Source organism: Bacillus sp. AR4-2 (assembly GCF_008274865.1).
In the GTDB taxonomy this organism is placed as follows: Bacteria; Bacillota; Bacilli; order Bacillales; family Bacillaceae_G; genus Bacillus_A; species Bacillus_A cereus.
The window spans coordinates 2919952-2941134 of record NZ_CP031062.1 but is presented as its reverse complement, the minus strand read 5'-3'; the positions used below and the strand labels follow the sequence as shown (position 1 = coordinate 2941134).

Below are 21183 nucleotides of genomic sequence, written 5' to 3'. Positions count from 1 at the left end.
TCAACAAAAAAATATAGTCTCGCAGGAGATTAGGGAGAAGAGAAACGATTAACAAAGAATTTCATAAACATTAAGATGTTTTGTTAATCGTTTTTATACCTGTAGCTTTATCACTTATAGTAATCATAATTATAATAAAAGAACACCGAAACAAATTCCCGATACCACATAATTATAAGAGGACAATAAAGCATCAAGATATAATGTATGCTTTATCTGGAAAAAAGAATTTAAGTACTTCAAGGTTAAACACTTAACTTTAAAATAGTAAATTCGTTGCTTGTAGCACTTCAACTAGACTGTGCCCCCGAAAATTAGAAAGGTCGGTTTATTAAGTAGCCTCTAGGGAATGAGCCTAGTACAATACTGGATTCATTTCCTTTTATTTTTCCTTGATTCTTTCATGATTATAGTACTTTATATACTTTGCTAATTCTTGTTTGAATTCTGTTATACTTTCAAATTCTTTCGATACAGAAATAGACATACAAAAACGCCATTCTTTCTTATAAATTTACAGAAAGAATGGCGTATTCTTCAAAAGTGAGTTCCTTTATTGAAAAGCTTTAGTTCTATATGACAGATAAAAGGGCAAGCAACGCTAAAATAGCGAGAAATCCTTGTTTCATGATAATTGATTTATTGGATGTGAAACCTCCGGAAATAGCTGCTATCACTACACAAATGATGAAAAATAATTGAATCATATAACCAATGGGATTGTTTCCAAGTATAAGTCCCAGAATGAGGCCAGTTGCTAAGAATTCATTATATAAACCGTTTGCAAATTAATTGTCTAAGTATTTCTAAGTATTTCTAAGTTTAAAGAGTACAGTGTCTTCGTTTTTTATTGAATCAACTTTTACATGTTGGTTCAATATTTTCTATTCTCTTGGAACTTAGTTCTCGTTTACTTCTCACAAAAGCAATAAAATCTATTATCTCTTCTGTTGACAGTGCTTCTCCATCTATTAAAAGTGTTGGATCTGGATCGTTTAGGAGTCTTGTAATATCAATTACATCTTTGTTTTGATGTGAATGTTCAATTCGACCTAATATATAATCTACAGATGTATCAAATAAATCGGCTATTTTTGATAAAGATTGTAATGAAGGTAATCTATAACCATTTTCATACCCGGCATAGGTGCTTTTCGCAATCCCAAGTCGATCTGCTGTCTCTTGTAAGGACCATTTTTGATTTTTTCTTAATTTAGATAAACGTTCCAGCATTCGTCTCATACCCCATCTAATTTTATTAAATTAATTATAACATAGAAAAAGAATCAAGAATAGAAAAAAAGTACGCGTATTGAATACAAAATCTTGATTAATTCAAATTAAGTTCTATAATGATAAATATAAATACGCATTACGCGAACGATATATCGTTGTTTATTTTATGGAGGGGTTGTGTATGAAGAAAATTTTATTACTTGCAACTGGTGGGACAATTGCATCTGTGGAGGGGAATGAGGGGCTTGTTCCAGGATTGTCCGCTGAGGAATTATTGAATTATTTTTCGAAGTCTTCTCGAAACTTAGAAATAGATTGCAAAATCTTAATGAATATTGATAGTACCAATATGCAACCTGAGCACTGGAAAGAAATAGCTAATGCTGTTTTTAATCACTATGATGACTATGACGGGTTTGTGATTACACATGGAACGGATACGTTAGCTTATACATCTTCTGCGTTATCTTATATGCTGCAAGGTTTAAGAAAACCAGTTGTTTTAACAGGTTCACAAGTACCTATTAGTTTTAAAAAGACAGACGCAAAGAAAAATGTAGCTGATGCTCTTAGGTTTGCCTGTGAGGATGTTGGCGGTGTGTTTATTGTTTTTGATAGTAGGGTGATTATTGGGACGAGAGCAGTTAAAATGCGAACAAAAAGTTATGATGCATTTGAAAGTGTGAATTATCCATATGTTGCTGAGGTAAATGAAGATGAAGTGAAATATCATTGGAAGCCAACTTCCTCACATAGTGAACTTTCAATAAATACTGATTTATGTACGGATGTTTTTCTTATGAAATTGTATCCAGGTACAAAGCCTGAGGTATTTGATTGTTTAAAAGATTTGTATAAAGGGATTATTATTGAAAGTTTTGGAAACGGTGGATTACCTTTTGAAGGAAGGAACTTGCTTTCGAAAATTCAAGAGTTGACTGAAATGGGGATTGCTGTAGTGATTACTACTCAATGCCTGGAAGAAGGAGAAGACATACTTCTCTATGAAGTAGGACGGAAAGTGGCGCAACATCAAGTAATATTGTCTGGAGATATGAATACGGAAGCCATCATAGCAAAATTGATGTGGGCGCTTGGGAAAACTAATAAATTAGAAGAGATTAAAAAAATTATTGAAGAGCCTTTAGCCTACGATTTAACAATAAAATCTGATAAGGATTGGTAATGACTTCATATGATTTATTTAGGTTTTACATTTAATATGGGGGAGAAATTAAAATGGCAATGACAAACAAGAACGTGCGAGTGGAGAATGATTTTTTGGGAGGAAAGGAATTACCTATTGAGGCATATTACGGAATTCAGACTTTACGCGCTGTTGAAAATTTCCCGATTACAGGGTATAAAATTCATGAAAGTTTAATTAGAGCGTTCGCAATTGTAAAAAAAGCAGCAGCGCTTGCGAATACAGATGTAGGAAGATTGGAATTGAACAAGGGCGGCGCGATCGCAGAAGCTGCTCAAGAAATTCTTGATGGAAAATGGCATGATCATTTCATCGTAGATCCAATCCAAGGCGGAGCGGGTACTTCAATGAACATGAATGCCAATGAAGTCATTGCCAATCGTGCTCTTGAATTATTAGGGATGGAAAAGGGAGACTATCATTATATTAGTCCAAATAGTCATGTAAACATGGCGCAATCAACAAACGATGCATTCCCAACGGCGATTCATATCGCAACGTTAAATGCATTAGAAGGCTTATTACAAACGATGGGTTATATGCATGATGTATTTGAATTAAAAGCAGAACAGTTTGATCATGTGATTAAAATGGGTCGTACACATTTACAAGATGCGGTGCCAATCCGTCTTGGACAAGAATTTAAAGCATACTCTCGCATACTTGAACGTGATATGAAACGAATTCAACAATCGCGTCAACATTTATATGAAGTAAATATGGGGGCAACTGCAGTTGGTACAGGCTTAAATGCAGATCCAGAATATATTGAAGCAGTTGTAAAACATTTAGCTGCAATTAGTGAATTACCGCTTGTTGGTGCAGAAGATTTAGTAGATGCGACGCAAAATACGGATGCTTATACTGAAGTATCTGCAGCACTGAAAGTATGTATGATGAATATGTCTAAAATTGCGAATGACCTTCGCTTAATGGCATCGGGTCCACGTGTTGGTTTAGCAGAAATTATGCTGCCTGCTCGTCAACCAGGTTCATCTATTATGCCAGGGAAAGTAAACCCTGTTATGCCAGAGGTAATTAATCAAATTGCGTTCCAAGTAATTGGTAATGACCATACAATTTGCCTTGCTTCAGAAGCAGGACAATTAGAATTAAACGTTATGGAACCAGTACTTGTTTTCAACTTACTGCAATCGATTAGCATTATGAATAACGGTTTCCGTGCCTTTACAGATAATTGCTTAAAAGGAATTGAAGCGAATGAAGATCGCTTAAAAGAGTATGTTGAGAAAAGTGTAGGAATTATTACAGCCGTGAACCCTCATATCGGTTATGAAGCAGCAGCTCGCGTTGCGAAAGAAGCAATCGCGACAGGGCAATCTGTTCGAGAACTTTGTGTGAAAAATGGTGTATTGTCACAAGAGGACTTAGAGTTAATTCTAGATCCATTCGAAATGACACACCCAGGGATTGCAGGAGCAACTCTTTTAAAGAAAAATTAAAAGAAGAGGGGGGGACAAGTCCCTCCTCTTTGTTTACAATATAGGGATTTTATATGTGAATAGAGGTAGGGAGATTATAAGTAAGTAACAGTGGCGTTTAATAGTTCATAGAAACAAAATTAAGAGGAGCAGCAATATAATCAACATCACTTTTAAGTTAGTTAACATTGTTATCGTGTCCGCTATTTGGTTACTTAATACTTTAATTCATGTTTTTACCAATTATTTATTACCTCAAAATGCAAAGTTTTTGAAAATAACTATTTTAGATGTGAGATGAAAATAGGGATAGATACTTAGCATTTAATAAAAAAAGATAAGATTACGAAATGTAATCTTATCTTTTCATTAAGAATAATGAATTGTAGCTTTAAGGCTTCAGAATGACTTTTATACAGTCGTCTTCACGATTATTAAAAATCTGATAACCATAACTCGCTTCTTCAAGGGGAATTTTGTGTGTAATAATCTCTTTTGGATCAAATTCTTTATTTGTTATTTTTTCAAATAGTTCCGGCATAAAATGAATGACAGGTGCTTGTCCCATTTTAAGATTAATATTTCTAACCCAAAATGCACCGAGTGGAAAGGCGTTATAATTGCCACCATAAACGCCGGTCATTTGAACCGTTCCATATTTTCTTACGGCTTTCGTAGCGATTTGAATAGGACCGAGAGTTCCACCTTGTAATTTTAATTTTTGTTCCAGAAATTCTAGAGGCGATTTTTTTCCATCCATCCCCACACAATCAATAACTACATCAGCACCGCCATGTGTAATTTCCTTTAAATGTTCTCCCATATCGGGGAATTTTGTAAACTCAAATACCTCAACATTGTTAATCTTTTTTGCATAATTCATCCGATAATCTAAGTAATCCACTGCAATTACACGTTTAGCACCTTGCATCCAAGCGAATTTTTGTGTCATTAATCCAACAGGTCCACAACCAAGGACGATAACAGTATCACCTGGCTTAACGCCTGCGTTTATTACACTCCAATAGGCTGTTGGTAAAACATCTGATAGAAATAGTAGGGATTCATCTTCAAGTTCGCATGATTCCGGTATAACAAATGGAGTAAAATTACCAAATGGAACTTTTAAATATTCTGCTTGTCCTCCTGGATGATTACCAAATTTCTCTGTATAACCAAAGTATCCACCAGAATCGTAATGAGGGTTTGAGTTATCACATTGACTTTCCATTTCATGTTGGCAATAGAAACAATGTCCACAAGAAACGTTGAAGGGGATGACAACACGATCGCCTTTTTTCACTTTAGTGACATCTGGCCCGACTTCTTCAACGATTCCCATTGGTTCATGGCCGATAATGTATCCTTGAGGTAAGGGCATGTTGCCTTGATATAGATGTAAATCAGAACCGCAAATAGCGGTTGAAGTAATTTTTACAATAATATCATCTTTTTTCTCTAATTTTGCATCATCCACTTGTTTAACCTGTACTTGGTTTGGTCCTTGATAGGTTACAGCTTTCATCTCATATCTCCTTTTGAATTATGTCTCAAAACATAATTTTATTTAATCTCTTGGTGAAATAGAAATCTTTCTTTTATTTACTGAAGGGAATTAGAAAGTATACATAGTGTTGTTATGAAAGTATGTTATATCAGTTATTCTTTCTTATATGTTTTGCCCTACTTTAAGAAAAAAATCAATTTTTATTCATAATCTAATTTCCATAAAAAGGATAATTATTATTTCATAATTTGTAGCATATTAAAAACATCGGAGGTGAAACAATATGGGAAAAAATAATAGTGGAAGTCGTAATGAAGTATTAGTTCGAGGCGCTGAACAAGCTCTTGATCAAATGAAATATGAAATTGCACAAGAGTTTGGTGTACAACTTGGTGCAGATACAACAGCTCGTTCAAACGGATCTGTTGGTGGTGAAATTACAAAACGTTTAGTAGCAATGGCAGAACAACAACTTGGTGGTAGAGCTAACCGCTAAGTAAATTAGCTTAAAATATAGCAAATATGTAAATCAATTTCTTTTGTGTATTCATAAAAATAAAAAACCTTATATTAAACAGATTCTCACTCAAAGATTATTGATAATCTTCTTTCATAATCTTTGAGTATTTAATTTGTAAACTACTTTCCTAAACAATAAACACGCAGTGTTGGAAAGGTGTTTTCCATGCATAGTAGAAAATCTTTTGCAGGAAAAAGCATACTTAAAAATTTGATTTCAATATTGAAATCAATATTTATTATGATATTTTCGAAAGGTAGGAATTTAAAAATGGGTATATTAAGTGGAAATCCTCAAAATGAACCTTTACATTACGGAGAAGTATTTGACATTTGGAGTTATCTTCTTGCTGCACAGGGTGCAATTGCAAGCCATCAAGTGTTTATGAATCACACAGGTGATGAAGATTTGAAGAAGTTTTTAGAAGGCTTAATTGAAAATGATATGAATTCGGAAATAGAAGAATTAAAAGCTCTTTTAAAGATTAATGGGGTCGCTTTACCGCCAGCGCCTCCAGAACGTCCAGTTGCATCTATTGAAGACATTCCTCCGGGAGCGCGTATTAATGATGTTGAAATTGCTGCAGCTGTTTCTACAGGATTAGCAGCTGGACTTGTGACATGTAGTCAAGTAATGGGAAAATGTCTTCGAGAAGATGTAGGTATGCTATTCGGACAATTTCATATGAAAAAAGCGCAGGCAGGTGTAACTCTGCTACGTTTAAGTAAGAAAAAGGGATGGGTAGTTCCACCTCCATTACATGTAAGAAATTCTGACCAAGCGTAATAAACAAAAATAAAAAAGTGGCGTTGGCCACTTTTTTATTTTTTAGATGTATCCTTAAGCTTGGATTTATTTATTGTGGAAGAATCCATATATTCATCTGATATCTCCATAGCGTATTTATCATGGTGAATATGATTATGTTCTCTTAATTCATTGTCATTACGCAGTACTAACTTCTGCATATAAATATGGAAGAAAACTTCTATTCCGCCAATAATTAAAGCAGCTAAAAATGAAGTAAATCCAATATTATGAGTAGCATCTAAATTAGTAAACAAGGATGTTAATAACCAAATTCCAAAGAAGCTTAAACCGAAATCTGCCATTGTAGCAATCCCATTTCCGTATTTAGGTAAAATGAAGAGATCTCCGATTAAATAGGCAGTTCCCGTAAGGAAAAGAGAAATTAATAATACTCTAGGAATTGAAATGCCTTGAAAGATACTGAGCATGATTAGCAATACTGCAGTTATCGCTGTGTATTTAATTAATAAGGCAACAATATGTTTCATTATTTTCCTCCATTGTTTAAATGTATATGGAATACAATATTTCATTAAAAACGGATTATGCTTTTATATAGCGTAACCCGTTTTAATCACCCTTTAATGGTAAGAAGTACAACCTGGGTAAGAAGCAGGCTTATACTATGGATAGTATTTGCGGAATATCGAGCTTTATTCATAAAGGGTAGTTCCATTCTTATAATAGAGATGTTGCCTAAGTACAGTGTTTTTTCATATTAAACTTAATATTCTTTGGTGTTTTGATTTTGCATTATATTTTGATTCATTAATGTGAAAATAAACAAAGTATTTCCGCGTTTAATGCATCTTTTTATCTATATATTTTCCGTAATCAGGTACAGCAATTTTATCAAATTCTTGAACGAGTGTTTTGAGGTTTGTTGATAGCAATTCACCCGACATCGGTATTCCATGTCCAGTAACAGCGGTTAGAGGCTTTAACTTCTCTAGCTTAAGAACTGACTCTTTAGCGGCTTTCCAGTCTGTTGTTAAATAACGAGGCGGACCGCTTATTTCCTGTTCTTGAGTTATTACTTTATACAGATACTCCTGTTTCACTGTAACAAAAGCGTCCCCAGCGATTAAAGTTCGGTCTTTTTCTCGGAATAATGAAATATGCCCTGGAGTATGTCCTGGTGTATGAGTCCATCTAAACTCTGGCATATGGGGAACAGTTCCATCGGTAGGTAGCGTTTTTACGTTATTTCCTAAGTCAATTGGTTCGTTTGGGAACAGAGGAGACATTTTCGCTACCATACCACCTTCAACTGTAGGGTCTGGTTCTGGATAGCTTTGTTGTCCGGTCAGGAACGGTAGCTCCATTTGATGTGCATAGACGGGAACATCCCAATGCTTGATGAGTTCAATTATCCCCCCAACATGATCAAAATGACCGTGAGTTAAAATAATTGCTTTTGGGCGACTATTGGTACCAAATCGATCCTCAGCGATAGAGATAATTTCATTTGCACATTTAGGCATTCCAGCATCAACTAAAACAAAATCATTGGTATGCGGATTTCCAACAAAGCATATATTGACAATTTGAATCGTGTAACAAAATAAATCAGGTAATACTTCGATGCCGTGACCACTTTCAATTGAAGTTGCTGGAATAAACTTGTAATCACTTCCATAATTCATTTCATTGTCCAATTTTTCTCCCCCTTAATATATTTTAATACGACATTATAGTTCCCTAATCTTGAAAATTCATTTTGGCGAATTTGAGAAAAGAATTAATGTGGGATTAAAAACAATAATTTAGTCCTAGAATTAAGAGGGATTCATATCAATTTATATAAAGTGCAAACAAAAAATATTGCTTTTAAAGTCACAGATTCTACTATTTTTGAGGCGGATTTATGGCTTAATAAAAGATTTATAAAGATATTACAATATGGGTTTATATAAAAAAGACATAACAAAGGTCGATAGAAATCCATTATGTCTAATGATTGCTTTTCATAATCAAAGAATGTTTAAGCTTGGTGATGTAATTGAAGTGAATTAGAGGGGAAATAGAAGTGATAATCTCTTCCTAACTTAATTATATCATGTAATTTACGTTCGAAATAGACTGTTTCTTCTCATTTACTACTGTTACAATCAAGAACACATGAATAGTAAGGAGAGGTGCCAAATGAGTTCTTTCGTTCTCGATTTTCAGGAAATAGAAAAAACGCAGCTTTTTCTCGTTGGTGGAAAAGGATTGAATTTAGGGGAGTTATCCAATATTCAAGGGATACGAGTGCCAGAAGGATTTTGTGTTACAACGGTAGGGTATGAACAGGCCATCGGAAAAAATGGAGCATTTCAAACTTTGTTGAATCAATTAACAATGCTAAAAATTGAGGAACGAGATCGAATTGGTGAAATTAGTAAGCAGATTAGAGAAGTCATTATGGCGGTGGAAATTCCAGTTGATGTAGTGGAATCAGTAGCTCATTATCTCTCGCACTTTGGCGATGAACATGCGTATGCAGTGCGGTCTAGTGCTACTGCTGAAGATTTACCGTATGCCTCGTTTGCTGGTCAACAAGATACGTATTTAAATATTATTGGAAAAGAAAACATTTTGCAGCATATAAAAAAATGCTGGGCTTCTTTATATACAGATCGAGCAGTTATATACCGAATGCAAAACGATTTTGATCATAATCAAGTTTCTATATGTATTGTCGTTCAAAAAATGGTTTTCCCTGAGGCTTCAGGGATTTTATTTACTGCGGATCCAATTACTTCGAATAGGAAGGTGTTATCAATCGATGCCAGCTTTGGACTTGGCGAGGCGCTAGTATCTGGATTGGTTTCTGCCGATAATTATAAGGTAAAAGAAGACGAAATCGTCGAAAAGGTCATCGCAACGAAAAAATTAGCCATCTATGGACGAAAAGAAGGCGGAACAGAGAGGAAGAAAATTGCTCCTAATCAGCAAAAAATTCAAACACTTACTGAACAACAGATTTTACAACTAGCACGCATCGGAAGACAAATCGAAGCTTATTTTGGTTGTCCGCAAGATATTGAATGGTGCTTAGTTGATGATACAATTTATATAGTCCAAAGCAGACCGATTACAACTTTATATCCAATTCCAGAAGTAAATGATGGGAAAAATCACGTGTATATATCAGTTGGTCACCAACAAATGATGACCGATGCGATGAAACCATTAGGTTTATCTTTTTTCCTGTTAACGACTAGTGCACCTATGTGTAAAGCTGGAGGCAGGCTATTTGTTGATGCTACGCAAAGACTAGCTTCACCTGCTAGTAGAGATTACTTAATAAACACTTTAGGTAAATCGGATCCGCTCATACGAGATGCATTAACGACTGTAATTGAGCGAGAGAATTTTATTGAATTGTTATCGGATGATGAAAAAGAAAAGGATCTTAGTAAAAAAGTGCCACCTGCAAGTTCGCAACCACAACCTGAAAACGATCCGGAAATCGTTACGAATTTAATAAAGAATAGTGAATCATCAATAGAAGAGTTAAAACGAAACATGCAAACGAAATCAGGGGTGGATGTACTTGATTTTATTTTAGAAGACATTCAGCAATTAAAGAAAGTATTATTTAACTCGCAAAGTATAGCTATCATTATGGCAGGTATGAATGCTTCATCATGGATTAATGAAAAGATGGAACAATGGTTAGGGGAAAAGAATGCAGCAGATGTACTTTCACAATCTGTACAACATAATATTACGTCAGAAATGGGGCTAGCGTTATTGGATGTGGCAGATGTGATTCGGCCGTATCCGGAAGTCATTGCGTATTTACAGCATGTAGAAGATGACAGCTTTTTAGATGAATTAATTCAGTTTAAAGGCGGGGAAAAAGTTCGGGATGCAATCGATGCTTTTCTAAATAAATATGGAATGAGATGCAGCGGAGAAATCGACATTACGAAAACGCGCTGGAGTGAACAGCCAGCTACAATTATACCGATGATTTTAAATCATATAAGAGACTTTGAATATGGTGCTAGTAAGCGGAAGTTTGAAGAAGGGCTGCAGGAAGCTTTGAAAAAAGAAAAAGAGTTGTTAGAGCGATTGCAGCACTTGCCGGATGGGGAACAAAAAGTAGAAGAGACGAAGAGAATGATTCGTAACATCCGCAATTTCATCGGTTATCGTGAATATCCGAAATACGGCATGATTCATCGTTATTTCATATATAAGCAGGCATTACTGAAAGAAGCAGAGAAACTTGTGCAAAATAATGTTCTGGATGAAATAGAAGATATATACTATCTAACTTTTGAAGAACTTCACGAAGTCGTCCGCACAAATAAACTAGATTACAAGATTATTCATAAACAAAAAAATGCGTACAAATTATATGAAAAACTAACACCTCCGCGTGTTATCACGTCTGATGGAGAAATCATTACAGGTAAGTACAAACGCGAAAATCTCCCGGCTGAAGCAATTGTAGGTTTGCCTGTTTCTTCTGGAGTGGTTGAGGGGAGAGCACGCGTTATTTTAAACATGGAAGACGCGAATTTGGAAGATGGAGATATATTAGTTACGGCATTTACCGATCCTGGGTGGACACCTTTGTTTGTTTCTATAAAAGGGTTAGTCACTGAAGTCGGCGGGCTTATGACGCACGGAGCAGTGATTGCACGTGAATATGGCCTGCCAGCAGTTGTTGGAGTAGAGAACGCTACGAAACTAATAAAAGACGGGCAACGAATTCGGGTACATGGAACAGAAGGATATATTGAAGTGTTGTAGTTGTATTTTAGATAAATAAAGAAATCGTCCACTAAATATAGTGGACGATTTCTTTATGATTTTAATAGTTTTATCAACTTTCATCAATATTTTCTGAAATATTGATGAATCAGAATGTATGTTCATCTAAAACAAAGGATTTTTTCAAAAATATTACAAATTCAGACAATGCATTGATAATTTTCTGAATTTTCCGTAATATATAAACGTTGTATCGTATTTAATATTGGGGAGGAATAGGGATGAAGAAAAAACCTTTTAAAGTGCTGTCTACGCTTGCGGCGGCAGCTGTGCTTAGTTGCACATTTGGGTATGGGGGTCAATCTGTTTATGCGGCAACGCCGTCTAATGGAGGAACTTTAAGTCCGATTGATGAAAATTTAATTCAAGAGGAGCGTTTAGCAGATGCGCTCAAGAAACGCGGTGTAATTAATGAATCTACGTCGAAAGAAGACACATTAAAAGCTGTTGAAAAATACGTAGAGAAGAAAAAAGGAGAAAATGCGGGAAAAGAACCAGCAGCGGGGGATAGTGTTACGAGAGAAGCGGCTGACTTTTTGAAAAAAGTTAAAGATGCAAAAGCAGATGAGAAAGAAAAAGCAGATCAACCTGCTAGTGGTCCAGTAGCGGGACAAGAGCCGGTTAAAGGGGGATTAAACGGCCAAGTACCAACTACTTCAGCGAAGCAAAAACAATATAACGGTGATGTTCGTAAAGATAAAGTTCTCGTATTGCTAGTAGAGTTTGCGGACTTTAAGCATAACAATATTGATCAAGTACCAGGTTATATGTATTCAAATGATTTTAATCCAGAACATTATCAAAAAATGTTATTTGGTAATGAGCCATTTACACTCTTTGATGGTTCAAAAGTACCAACATTTAAACAATATTATGAAGAGCAATCTGGTGGTAGTTATACAGTAGATGGCACAGTAACAAAGTGGTTGACAGTTCCTGGTAATGCGGCAGATTATGGCGCAGATGCAGGAGATGGCGGTCATGATAATATGGGACCAAAAGGACCTCGTGATTTTGTAAAAGAGGCATTAAATGCGGCTGTAGAAAGTGGTATTGATTTATCTGAATTTGACGAATACGATCAATATGACAATAATGGTGATGGCAATAAAAATGAACCAGATGGTCTGATTGATCACTTAATGGTCATTCACGCTGGAGTTGGGCAAGATGGGGGCGGTGGTAGACTAGGTGATGATGCAATTTGGTCACATCGTTGGCACCTTGGAACACCATATCCAATTGAAGGAACAAAAGCAAAAGTTGATAACTGGGGCGGTAAGATGGCAGCATACGACTACACAATTGAGCCAGAAGACGGAGCGGTTGGTGTATTCGCACATGAATTTGGTCATGATTTAGGTCTTCCAGATGAGTATGATACGAAGTACACAGGAGCAGGTGAGCCAATTAACTCCTGGTCTGTTATGAGTGGCGGTAGCTGGGCTGGTAAAATTGCAGGAACAACGCCACCGAGTTTCTCTCCGCAAAACAAAGAGTTCTTTCAAAAGAACATGGGTGGAAACTGGGCCAATATTGTAGAGGTTGACTATAATAAATTAAATCGTGGTATTGGCTATGCGACGTATTTAGATCAAAGTGTAACGAAATCAAATCGTCCTGGTCTGATTCGTGTTAACTTACCAGATAAAGAGGTAAAAGGTATTCAGCCTGCATTCGGTAAGAAGTACTACTATAGTACAAAAGGTGATAACCTTCATACAACATTAGAAACGCCAGTGTTTGATTTAACAAATGCAACAAATGCGAGGTTTGATTATAAATCAATGTATGAAATTGAAACGGATTATGACTTCCTTGAAGTACATGCAGTGAAAGAAGATGGTACGAAAACGTTAGTGGATCGAATTGGTGAAAAAAATGTGAAAAATGGTCTAGACACAACAGATGGTAAATGGGTAGATAAGTCTTATGACTTAAGCAAATTCAAAGGTCAAAAAGTAAAATTAGTATTCGAATACATTACAGATGGTGGTTTAGCGCCGACCGGTTTTACTTTTGATAATGCTACATTAACTGTAGATGGAAATGTTGTGTTCTCTGATGATGCAGAAGGCGAAACGAAATTTAAATTAAATGGTTTTGTTGTAGCAGACGGTTTTGATAAGAAGAAGCATAACTACTATTTAGAGTGGAGAAACTATGCTGGTGCTGATCAAGCGTTAAAATATAGCAGTGGTGTACCGTATAATACAGGTCTGCTAGTATGGTATGCAGACTCTAGTTTTACAGATAATTGGGTTGGTTTACATCCAGGTGAAGGTTTCTTAGGAGTTGTTGACTCTCACCCAGAGGCAATTGTTGGAACACTAAACGGCAAACCAACTGTTAAAAATAGTACACGATTCCAAATCGCAGATGCTGCGTTCTCCCTTAACCAAACGCCAGCATGGAAAGTGGTATCTCCAACACGTGGAACATATGATTACAAAGGATTACCAGGTGTAACGAAGTTTGATGACTCTAAATTGTATATAAATGATTTAATCCCAGATGCAGGACGTAAATTACCGAAATTTGGATTGAAATTTGAAGTAGTTGGACAAGCAGATGATAATTCTGCAGGTGCAGTTCGTTTATATCGTTAATAATGTAGAAGCTGTTGAAGGGGAGTCCTTTCAACAGCTTTTTTTACAGAAACATAAATTTCAAGTTATTAATAAAATAATAGAAATTACTAAGCAAGCGGGCTTATTTCTTTAAGCCAGCAGCATAAAAAGGTCCATGAACTGCGATTGTTGATAAAAAGCGAGCAATCTCCTCAGGTGTTTCTTTTTGTCCATTATTTAACCATTGTTGGATGACACCTATATGTGCAGATGCCATATAAGAAGTTAAATATTCGCTTGGAACAAGTAAATTCTCCTTATTAATGAGAGGACCATTCGTATCTTCAAATAATGTTTTCCACATAAAGTCTTTCAGTTTTGTTTGGAAAGATAAATCTCCTTTCGGACTTAGTACAGCTCTCATAAAATCACTATTTTCATTTAGAAATTCAAGAATAGAAGTGATAAGTATAAATGGCATTGTTGGAGAAGGATTTGATCCAAGGTCAGCAATAACTTCCGGGAATTTCTGTTTAGCAATGCTAGAAAACTCGTACATAATGTCTTCTTGGCATTTTGTCATTAAATCAAATTTATCTTGATAGTGCGCATAGAAAGTACCGCGATTAATGTTTGCTTTCGTTGTAATATCTTTCACTGTAATGGCGTCAAAACCTTTTTCTTCAATTAGCTCCACCAATGCATTTCGTATGGCAGTTTTCGTACGAACAACACGCAAATCTAAATTATTATCGCGCAAAGCATATCCCTCCTTAATTTTACTCAACACATTTGGAAAATGTGTCTTATAACCAACACATTCACGATTTTTGATTATTGTATAAGGTTCAACTCGAACATATAATTCAAAATATAAATAAACAACACGTTGTTGGTTATTATAGATCAAATTAAGGGAGGAGAAAAGAAAATGTTTAAAAATAAACTTTTATTTTTATCACCAGTTATTGCACTACTTGTTGTTTTTATTTTTTCATTAACGCTATTTCCAACTGTTCAACCGCAGCCGAAAAACTTGCCAATTGCAATTGTAAATGAGGATCAAGGTGTAGAAATTCCAAATCAACCGAAAATGAATATGGGGCAAACGATCGTTGATAACATGAAAAAAACAGCGAAATCAGAGGAAGAACCCGCAGTGAAGTGGGTAGAATTAAAAAATAAAGAAGCCGTTCAAAAGGGATTAAACAATAAAGAGTATTACGCGGCATTAGTCATCCCGAAAGAATTTAGCGCAAAACAAGCGTCGTTACGAACACCACAGCCATCTTCACCTGAGATAGAAATATATATTAATCAAGGAATGAATACGGCTGCATCAACTATGGCAGGGCAAATATTACAGGCGATTGTTGATAATATGAACAATACTGTTCGTACACAAATATTAGAAGGGTTGAAAGCAAAAGGAGCTACTGTAACAACAGATCAAGCTGAGAAATTAGTAACACCTATTGTAAAGAACGTGAAAAATGTGAATGAGGTCGGCAAAAATAGTGCGAACGGTAACTCACCAATATCATTATTCCAGCCGTTATGGATTGCAAGTTTAGCTAGTGCAGCAATTATTTTTATTGCGATTAGTAAAATGCCAGTAAGCTCAAGAAAAGAAAACTTTCTGTTAAAAGTAAAACAAATCGTAACAGGAGCTATTGCGACACTTGTAATTGGGTTTGGTCTTACATGGATTGCAGATGGGATGGTAGGGTTAAATATTTCGAACTTCACGGATACAGCTCTATTCTTATCCATTACTTCTTTTAGTTTCTTCTTAATGATATCTGCAGTACTATCATTAGTTGGGCTAAAAGGAATCGGTTTATTCGCTTTATTACTATTCTTCGGGGCACCGTTATTATCATTAGCACCTGAGATGTTGTCTCCGTTTTATCAAGACTGGGTTTACTCATGGTTACCAATGAAATTTATGATTGAAGGCCTAAGAGAAATCTTCTTCTTCGGAAAAGGGTTAAGCTGGAATACACCTGTTACTGTACTCGTTTGGATTGGTATAGTAAGTATGGTTACTATATTAGCAACTGCACTCAAACGTAGTGTAGTAAAAGGGCATAAAACAGAATTGAACGCTTAAAAACAAGCCGTTTCACTAATTAGTGAAACGGCTTGTTTGTGATTTTTTCTCAATGTAAATGCCTGATTGTTGAAAAGTGTAGTGTTTAGAATTAAGGCGAAATCTCTAAAGATCGCGTACGTTCCAAACAATCTCACCACGTTCATCATCCCACGTACTGTGATGACGCTTAAATCCTATCTTTTCTAGTACCCGGAGGGAAGCGATATTCCAAGCACCTACAGTCGACCAAAGTCTTTGGCGCCCAGTAGCAATCGCCGCGTCCAGTACAACAGATGCGGCCTCAGTCGCATAACCTTTACCATGAGCGCTGCGGAACAACTCGTATGCAATCTCCGGCTCTTCAAGTGTGGAACGACCGATAATTAAGCCACAGTACCCAATGAAATCGCCTTCGTCTCTCCTTCGAATAGTGAGAAGGGAAATACCATTTTCGTCTGCCTTCTTGCGCATCTCAATAAGCCGGTTACGAACGGAGTCGAGGGTCGGCATGTCCACACCACGTTCGCCAATTAATTTTCTCATCCAAACTGAATCGGATTCCTCCCACATACTCAGGTCAAGTCGTTCGGTTTTTAGCTGGAACTCCATAGTTTTAAATAAAGATGGCATAGTGGAACCTCCTAGTTATGTCACTGAACTCATAATAGCTTCGCACTGCATCATGTTGAACCAATCGTTGATTCGCGAATTTATTTTCCTAACTCCCGCGAGAGTTTATAGCAACAGTATACAATAGTATTATTTTATGCATAATCAATTCCTTTACAAAATAGACCCTTTTCTCAAACTTTTCTTTCATTCTAAAGCCGTCCCGTTAAATACACAGGCTCCTACTATTTCTAAATGCATAAAATGTTAAGCGAAAGTATGGGGGGATATGATGTATAATTCGAATTATTATGATTGGTATAGGCAGAATGATAAGTTAATTAGTGATATTGAAAAAGCTATAAATGGAGAGTATAGCGCTATAAGCTGCTATGCAAAATTAGCGAATATGGCTCCAAATCAAGTAGAACAAAAACAAATTCTTGAAATTCGTAATGATGAAATAAAGCATTTCCACAACTTTGTACAAATTTATACGAACTTAACTGGAAGGCAGCCAAAACCACAAATTACTGAAGACTGCCCAAATACGTATTTACAAGGATTAGAGTTCGCTATACAAGATGAACAAAAAACAGTAGATTTTTATTTGGAAATTTCAGATGAGACATCGGATGTACATTTGAAAGAGTTGTTACGGAGAATAGCTGCGGATGAACAAAATCATGCAGTATGGTTTTTATATTACTTCGTGAAGTCGAAGTGAACATTAAGAATGACTGATGTGGTGAATATATTAGAAGTTATTTTAAAACGCAGTGCAACGATTGAATAAGATATGTAAATGTAAGTAGAAGGAAACCGTTTCGCTAGTAGTGGAGCGGTTTTTTTATGATGTACTTATGTATCGACAAAATATAGTAATTAAATTTGATATATAATGTATAGAACAAAAATAAATAAGCTAGGAGCAGACATATGAAAAGAGGGATTACAGTAGATATTCTAGATGGATATGATAATTTACTTTGGAAAGTATTAAAGCCAATTGATATTACTGTATTTGATTGGCAAGTCATGGGAAGGGAGGAAGCTTATATAATAATAGGGAATGAATTAGGTCCAGAATTATTTTCAGAAGATAACGAGATCATGGAAGGATCAGAATTAAAAAAGCTAATAAAAGATAACATATATTATCTTTTATTTTTAGATCTAAAAGCATGTCCAAAAGGAGAGGTAATAGGAGAAATTGCAACATTTGAAGAATTTAAGGAGAGTAAGTGTGAAGTAGTCGTATTAGTAGCGGATGGCGAGTATATACAAATTTATGCGAAAAACCAAGAAGAGATTGAAATGATGTATGAAAACGCAGTGAATCAAGGATTTTATGTAGAATATATTACAGATGAAAATGATGGAAGGACTCGTTTGTCAGTATGGTAGCAATTTGAAAGGGGAAAGGCAATATGGAGAGAAATATAAGTAAAGAACATGCAATTCGAATTGCTACTGAAAATGAAAGTGATAGTATTATCCTTTTATTAAAAGAGGTAGCACAATGGCTACAATATAAAGAAGTGGATCAGTGGCAGTATCTTTTAGGAGAGGAAGCTACGGCTGAAATACTAGAATGTATAAGAGAGAAATATACATATGTTGTTCTGAAAGAAGATGAAATAGTTGGTACGGTTACAGTTTCTCCTAAACAAAATGAATGGGATGAACATATTTTTGGTAAAGAGGAAGTTTCTAATTCATTATATATTCATAGATTTGCGGTGAAACGGAAGTATAAGGGAAATGGAATAGGAGAATGGATTTTACGGTGGGTAGAAGAGAATGTGCAATGTGATAAAGAATATTTGAAGTTAGATTGCGTGGGGCATAATCGTACGTTGAATGATTTTTATAAGAAAAATAGTTTTGAATATGTTGGAAGTACGGATGGGCTTAGTAAGTTTCAAAAGAAAAGGAGAATGTGAATGCATCCAATTAACGTAAGTTTAGTTGAAAAGTTAATACAGGAACAGTTTCCTGAATGGGCCCATTTAGAAGTGAGACCTGTAAAGTTTAGTGGGCATGATAATAGGACGTTTCACTTAGGGGATGAGATGAGCGTAAGATTGCCAAGTGATGTGGCATATGCACCGCAAGTAGAGAAAGAAAATAGTTGGCTTCCTATATTAAGTAAGGGGCTTTCTTTACTGATTTCTACCCCACTGGCGAAAGGAAATCCGTCTGAAGCGTATCCATTGCCTTGGTCTATTAATAAGTGGATAGAGGGAGAAACAGTTACGAAACAAAACGTTCGGGATTTAAATGAATTTGCGGCGGACTTAGGATCTTTTTTAGTAGAATTGCAATCTATTAATGCGAGTAACGGACCTTTAGCTGGAACACATAATTTTTACCGAGGCGGACTTATATCTGTATATGATGAAGAGGCGAGAGTTGCTATTGAAAATAATAAGGATGTTTTTGACGAGGCATTATTAAAGCACCTTTGGAATGTAGCACTTAGTTCGACATGGGATCGTAAGCCAGTTTGGGTTCATGGAGATGTAGCGCCAGGGAATTTACTCGTTAAAGATGGAAAGCTTTGTGCTGTAATTGATTTTGGTATTTTAGGTGTAGGAGATCCTGCTTGTGATGCAGCGATGGCGTGGACGTTTTTTGATGAAAATAGTAGAAATGTATTTAAAGAAGTATTACGCATGGATGAAGAAACGTGGAATAGAGCGAGAGGATGGGCACTTTGGAAGGCGTTAATTACATATGATGCGAATAGGGATAGTAATGAAAAAGTAGCAGAAGAATCGTATCGTATCACGCAAGTGATTGTGGATGATTATAAAGGGTAATAGAAAAGCCTATTTTAAAATAGGCTTTTTCATATGATTAAATAGTAGAAACGGAAAGAAGGAATACGACATAACTATACAGAATATTTAGATAATAGGAGGTGTCGAATTTTGAGGGAAATTGAATTAAAGAGTAATGTAATTAAGACAGGGCGAGAGAAGGGGATTATTCTTCGATTTATACTTGCTAGTCTCGTTGGAGTGTTTATGTTTTTCGTTCCTGTTACGATAAACGGTGCATCGTCTATTATGATTGATCATATCGTATCGTGGATTAGGGCTTTGGTTCCTGGCATAGTACCTTATTATGCATTATTTGTTATGGCAATTGGTGCGATTTATCCATTTTATACGAAGAAATGGAATGCATCTATCGTAGACATTTGTTTTTCTATTTTAAAAGTAGTTGGCGTTGTTTTTGGCATATTATATTGTTTAAAAGTAGGACCAGATTGGTTCTTTGCGCCAGATGTTGGACCGTTTTTATATGAGAAGCTAGTCATATCAGTAAGTTTGCTCGTTCCAATTGGCTCGGCGTTTTTAGCGTTATTAGTCGGATATGGATTGCTTGAATTTATCGGTACATTTTGTCGTCCGATTATGAGGCCATTATGGAATACGCCGGGGAGATCGGCAATCGATGCAGTTGCGTCTTTCGTTGGAAGTTATTCGCTTGCTCTCCTTATTACGAATCGCGTGTATAAAGAAGGAAAGTATACGACAAAAGAAGCGGCGATTATCGCTACAGGATTTTCTACAGTATCCGCTACATTTATGATCATCATCGCAAAAACATTAGATATTATGCATTTATGGAATGTTTATTTTTGGACTACACTTGTTGTAACATTCATCGTGACTGCTATCACCGTAAGAATCCCACCCCTTAGTAGAAAACCAGATACATATGTAACAGAAGAAGGGTTCCCAGAGCCTGTTTATAAAGAGAAAATGTTAGAACGTGCTTGGGAAGATGCGTTAGAAGTATCAAAGTCTGCACCGAGCATTATGAAAAATATTGCAATGAATTTAAAAGACGGATTTATTATGACAATGGGAATTTTACCATCCATTATGTCAGTAGGATTAATTGGTATCGTCTTAGCGAAGTTCACGCCAATATTTGATTGGATCAGTTATATTTTCTATCCGTTTACATGGCTATTACAATTACCAGAAGCAGACTTAGCTGCTAAAGCCGCATCAGTTGGCATTGCAGAAATGTTTTTACCGTCATTATTAGTAGTAAGTGCACCACTCGTGACAAAGTTTGTTATTGCAGTTGTTTCCGTATCATCTATTTTGTTTTTCTCCGCTTCCATTCCTTGTATATTATCAACAGATATTCCGTTAAAAGTATCTGAACTCATTATTTTATATGTGCAGAGAACGATTTTAACGTTGCTTATTATTACGCCGATTGCTTATTTGTTGCTTTGAAGTTTTAATAAGATAAAGTTAAACAAAAGAAGCCGTCTGTAAAAAGGGGGCTTCTTTTGTTTAAAAGCGGGATATTCTTATTTATTTTTCGTATATGACGTAACGCTTCTTAAGAAGATTCCTAGTCCCGCAAAAAAGAATCCTAAGCA

18 protein-coding genes and 2 pseudogenes are annotated in these 21183 nt (G+C 35.7%); 12 read left to right on the top strand and 8 right to left on the bottom strand.

Annotation, left to right across the window (positions count from 1 at the left end; translation table 11 throughout):
- Positions 1-382: 382 nt before the first annotated feature.
- The 3 genes and pseudogenes from DN399_RS15245 to ansR form a co-directional block, all read right to left on the bottom strand.
- Positions 383-469 (bottom strand): annotated as a pseudogene (locus DN399_RS15245) (IS3 family transposase); the annotation flags it as partial.
- A 103-nt stretch (positions 470-572) separates the two neighbouring features.
- Positions 573-788 (bottom strand): annotated as a pseudogene (locus DN399_RS15240) (DUF1304 domain-containing protein); the annotation flags it as partial.
- A 67-nt stretch (positions 789-855) separates the two neighbouring features.
- Positions 856-1233, bottom strand: a complete 378-nt coding sequence (gene ansR / locus DN399_RS15235; RefSeq protein WP_000893569.1) for an HTH-type transcriptional regulator AnsR — start codon at positions 1231-1233, stop codon at positions 856-858.
- 184 nt (positions 1234-1417) lie between these two features.
- Here ansR and ansA point away from each other — a divergent pair, with 184 nt between their 5' ends.
- Together ansA and aspA are read left to right on the top strand one after the other, a co-directional pair.
- Positions 1418-2422: an asparaginase gene (gene ansA / locus DN399_RS15230; RefSeq protein WP_000722300.1), complete on the top strand. Its 1005-nt coding sequence runs from the start codon at positions 1418-1420 to the stop codon at positions 2420-2422.
- Between the two features lie 53 nt (positions 2423-2475).
- Positions 2476-3906 (top strand): aspartate ammonia-lyase, encoded by a 1431-nt coding sequence (gene aspA / locus DN399_RS15225; RefSeq protein WP_100648626.1) that lies wholly within the window; start codon positions 2476-2478, stop codon positions 3904-3906.
- Positions 3907-4276: 370 nt separating this feature from the next.
- Here the strand turns inward: aspA and DN399_RS15220 are convergent, their stop codons facing one another.
- Complete coding sequence (locus DN399_RS15220; protein WP_000649085.1) at positions 4277-5410, bottom strand: zinc-dependent alcohol dehydrogenase; 1134 nt, start codon at positions 5408-5410, stop codon at positions 4277-4279.
- 265 nt (positions 5411-5675) lie between these two features.
- Here DN399_RS15220 and sasP point away from each other — a divergent pair, with 265 nt between their 5' ends.
- Positions 5676-5888, top strand: a complete 213-nt coding sequence (gene sasP / locus DN399_RS15215; protein WP_000517671.1) for a small acid-soluble spore protein, SasP family — start codon at positions 5676-5678, stop codon at positions 5886-5888.
- 294 nt (positions 5889-6182) lie between these two features.
- On the top strand, positions 6183-6698 hold the full coding sequence (locus DN399_RS15210) for a DUF3231 family protein (RefSeq protein WP_001986359.1): 516 nt from the start codon (positions 6183-6185) through the stop codon (positions 6696-6698).
- A gap of 35 nt (positions 6699-6733) precedes the next feature.
- Here DN399_RS15210 and DN399_RS15205 read toward each other — a convergent pair whose 3' ends face one another.
- Together DN399_RS15205 and DN399_RS15200 are read right to left on the bottom strand one after the other, a co-directional pair.
- Positions 6734-7210, bottom strand: a complete 477-nt coding sequence (locus tag DN399_RS15205) for a YndM family protein (protein ID WP_069604368.1) — start codon at positions 7208-7210, stop codon at positions 6734-6736.
- A gap of 312 nt (positions 7211-7522) precedes the next feature.
- Positions 7523-8380 (bottom strand): MBL fold metallo-hydrolase, encoded by an 858-nt coding sequence (locus tag DN399_RS15200; protein WP_000368280.1) that lies wholly within the window; start codon positions 8378-8380, stop codon positions 7523-7525.
- Between the two features lie 487 nt (positions 8381-8867).
- On the opposite strand from DN399_RS15200, the gene ppsA reads away from it, so the two are divergent.
- Positions 8868-11474 (top strand): phosphoenolpyruvate synthase, encoded by a 2607-nt coding sequence (gene ppsA, locus DN399_RS15195; RefSeq protein ID WP_149149754.1) that lies wholly within the window; start codon positions 8868-8870, stop codon positions 11472-11474.
- 242 nt (positions 11475-11716) lie between these two features.
- Positions 11717-14104 (top strand): immune inhibitor A domain-containing protein, encoded by a 2388-nt coding sequence (locus tag DN399_RS15190; RefSeq protein ID WP_016122771.1) that lies wholly within the window; start codon positions 11717-11719, stop codon positions 14102-14104.
- Positions 14105-14207: 103 nt separating this feature from the next.
- Here DN399_RS15190 and DN399_RS15185 read toward each other — a convergent pair whose 3' ends face one another.
- The gene (locus DN399_RS15185) at positions 14208-14825 is read right to left on the bottom strand and encodes a TetR/AcrR family transcriptional regulator (protein WP_001205505.1); all 618 of its coding nucleotides are present in this window, start codon (positions 14823-14825) and stop codon (positions 14208-14210) included.
- A 171-nt stretch (positions 14826-14996) separates the two neighbouring features.
- On the opposite strand from DN399_RS15185, the gene DN399_RS15180 reads away from it, so the two are divergent.
- The gene (locus DN399_RS15180) at positions 14997-16178 is read left to right on the top strand and encodes a YhgE/Pip domain-containing protein (protein ID WP_000475841.1); all 1182 of its coding nucleotides are present in this window, start codon (positions 14997-14999) and stop codon (positions 16176-16178) included.
- Positions 16179-16283: 105 nt separating this feature from the next.
- On the opposite strand, the gene DN399_RS15175 is transcribed toward DN399_RS15180, so the two are convergent.
- Positions 16284-16790, bottom strand: coding sequence for a GNAT family N-acetyltransferase (locus DN399_RS15175; RefSeq protein WP_001139531.1), 507 nt, complete (start codon positions 16788-16790; stop codon positions 16284-16286).
- 271 nt (positions 16791-17061) lie between these two features.
- Here DN399_RS15175 and DN399_RS15170 point away from each other — a divergent pair, with 271 nt between their 5' ends.
- The 5 genes from DN399_RS15170 (at position 17062) to DN399_RS15150 (ending at position 21034) form a co-directional block, all read left to right on the top strand.
- The gene (locus tag DN399_RS15170; protein WP_000282831.1) at positions 17062-17496 is read left to right on the top strand and encodes a ferritin-like domain-containing protein; all 435 of its coding nucleotides are present in this window, start codon (positions 17062-17064) and stop codon (positions 17494-17496) included.
- A gap of 212 nt (positions 17497-17708) precedes the next feature.
- Positions 17709-18176 (top strand): DUF2691 family protein, encoded by a 468-nt coding sequence (locus DN399_RS15165; RefSeq protein ID WP_033695840.1) that lies wholly within the window; start codon positions 17709-17711, stop codon positions 18174-18176.
- A 23-nt stretch (positions 18177-18199) separates the two neighbouring features.
- Positions 18200-18715: a GNAT family N-acetyltransferase gene (locus DN399_RS15160; protein WP_000440744.1), complete on the top strand. Its 516-nt coding sequence runs from the start codon at positions 18200-18202 to the stop codon at positions 18713-18715.
- Positions 18716-19594: an aminoglycoside phosphotransferase family protein gene (locus DN399_RS15155; protein ID WP_000553380.1), complete on the top strand. Its 879-nt coding sequence runs from the start codon at positions 18716-18718 to the stop codon at positions 19592-19594.
- A gap of 111 nt (positions 19595-19705) precedes the next feature.
- Entirely contained in the window at positions 19706-21034 is a 1329-nt protein-coding gene (locus DN399_RS15150) for a YjiH family protein (protein ID WP_001206771.1), read from the top strand.
- Positions 21035-21183 lie beyond the last annotated feature (149 nt).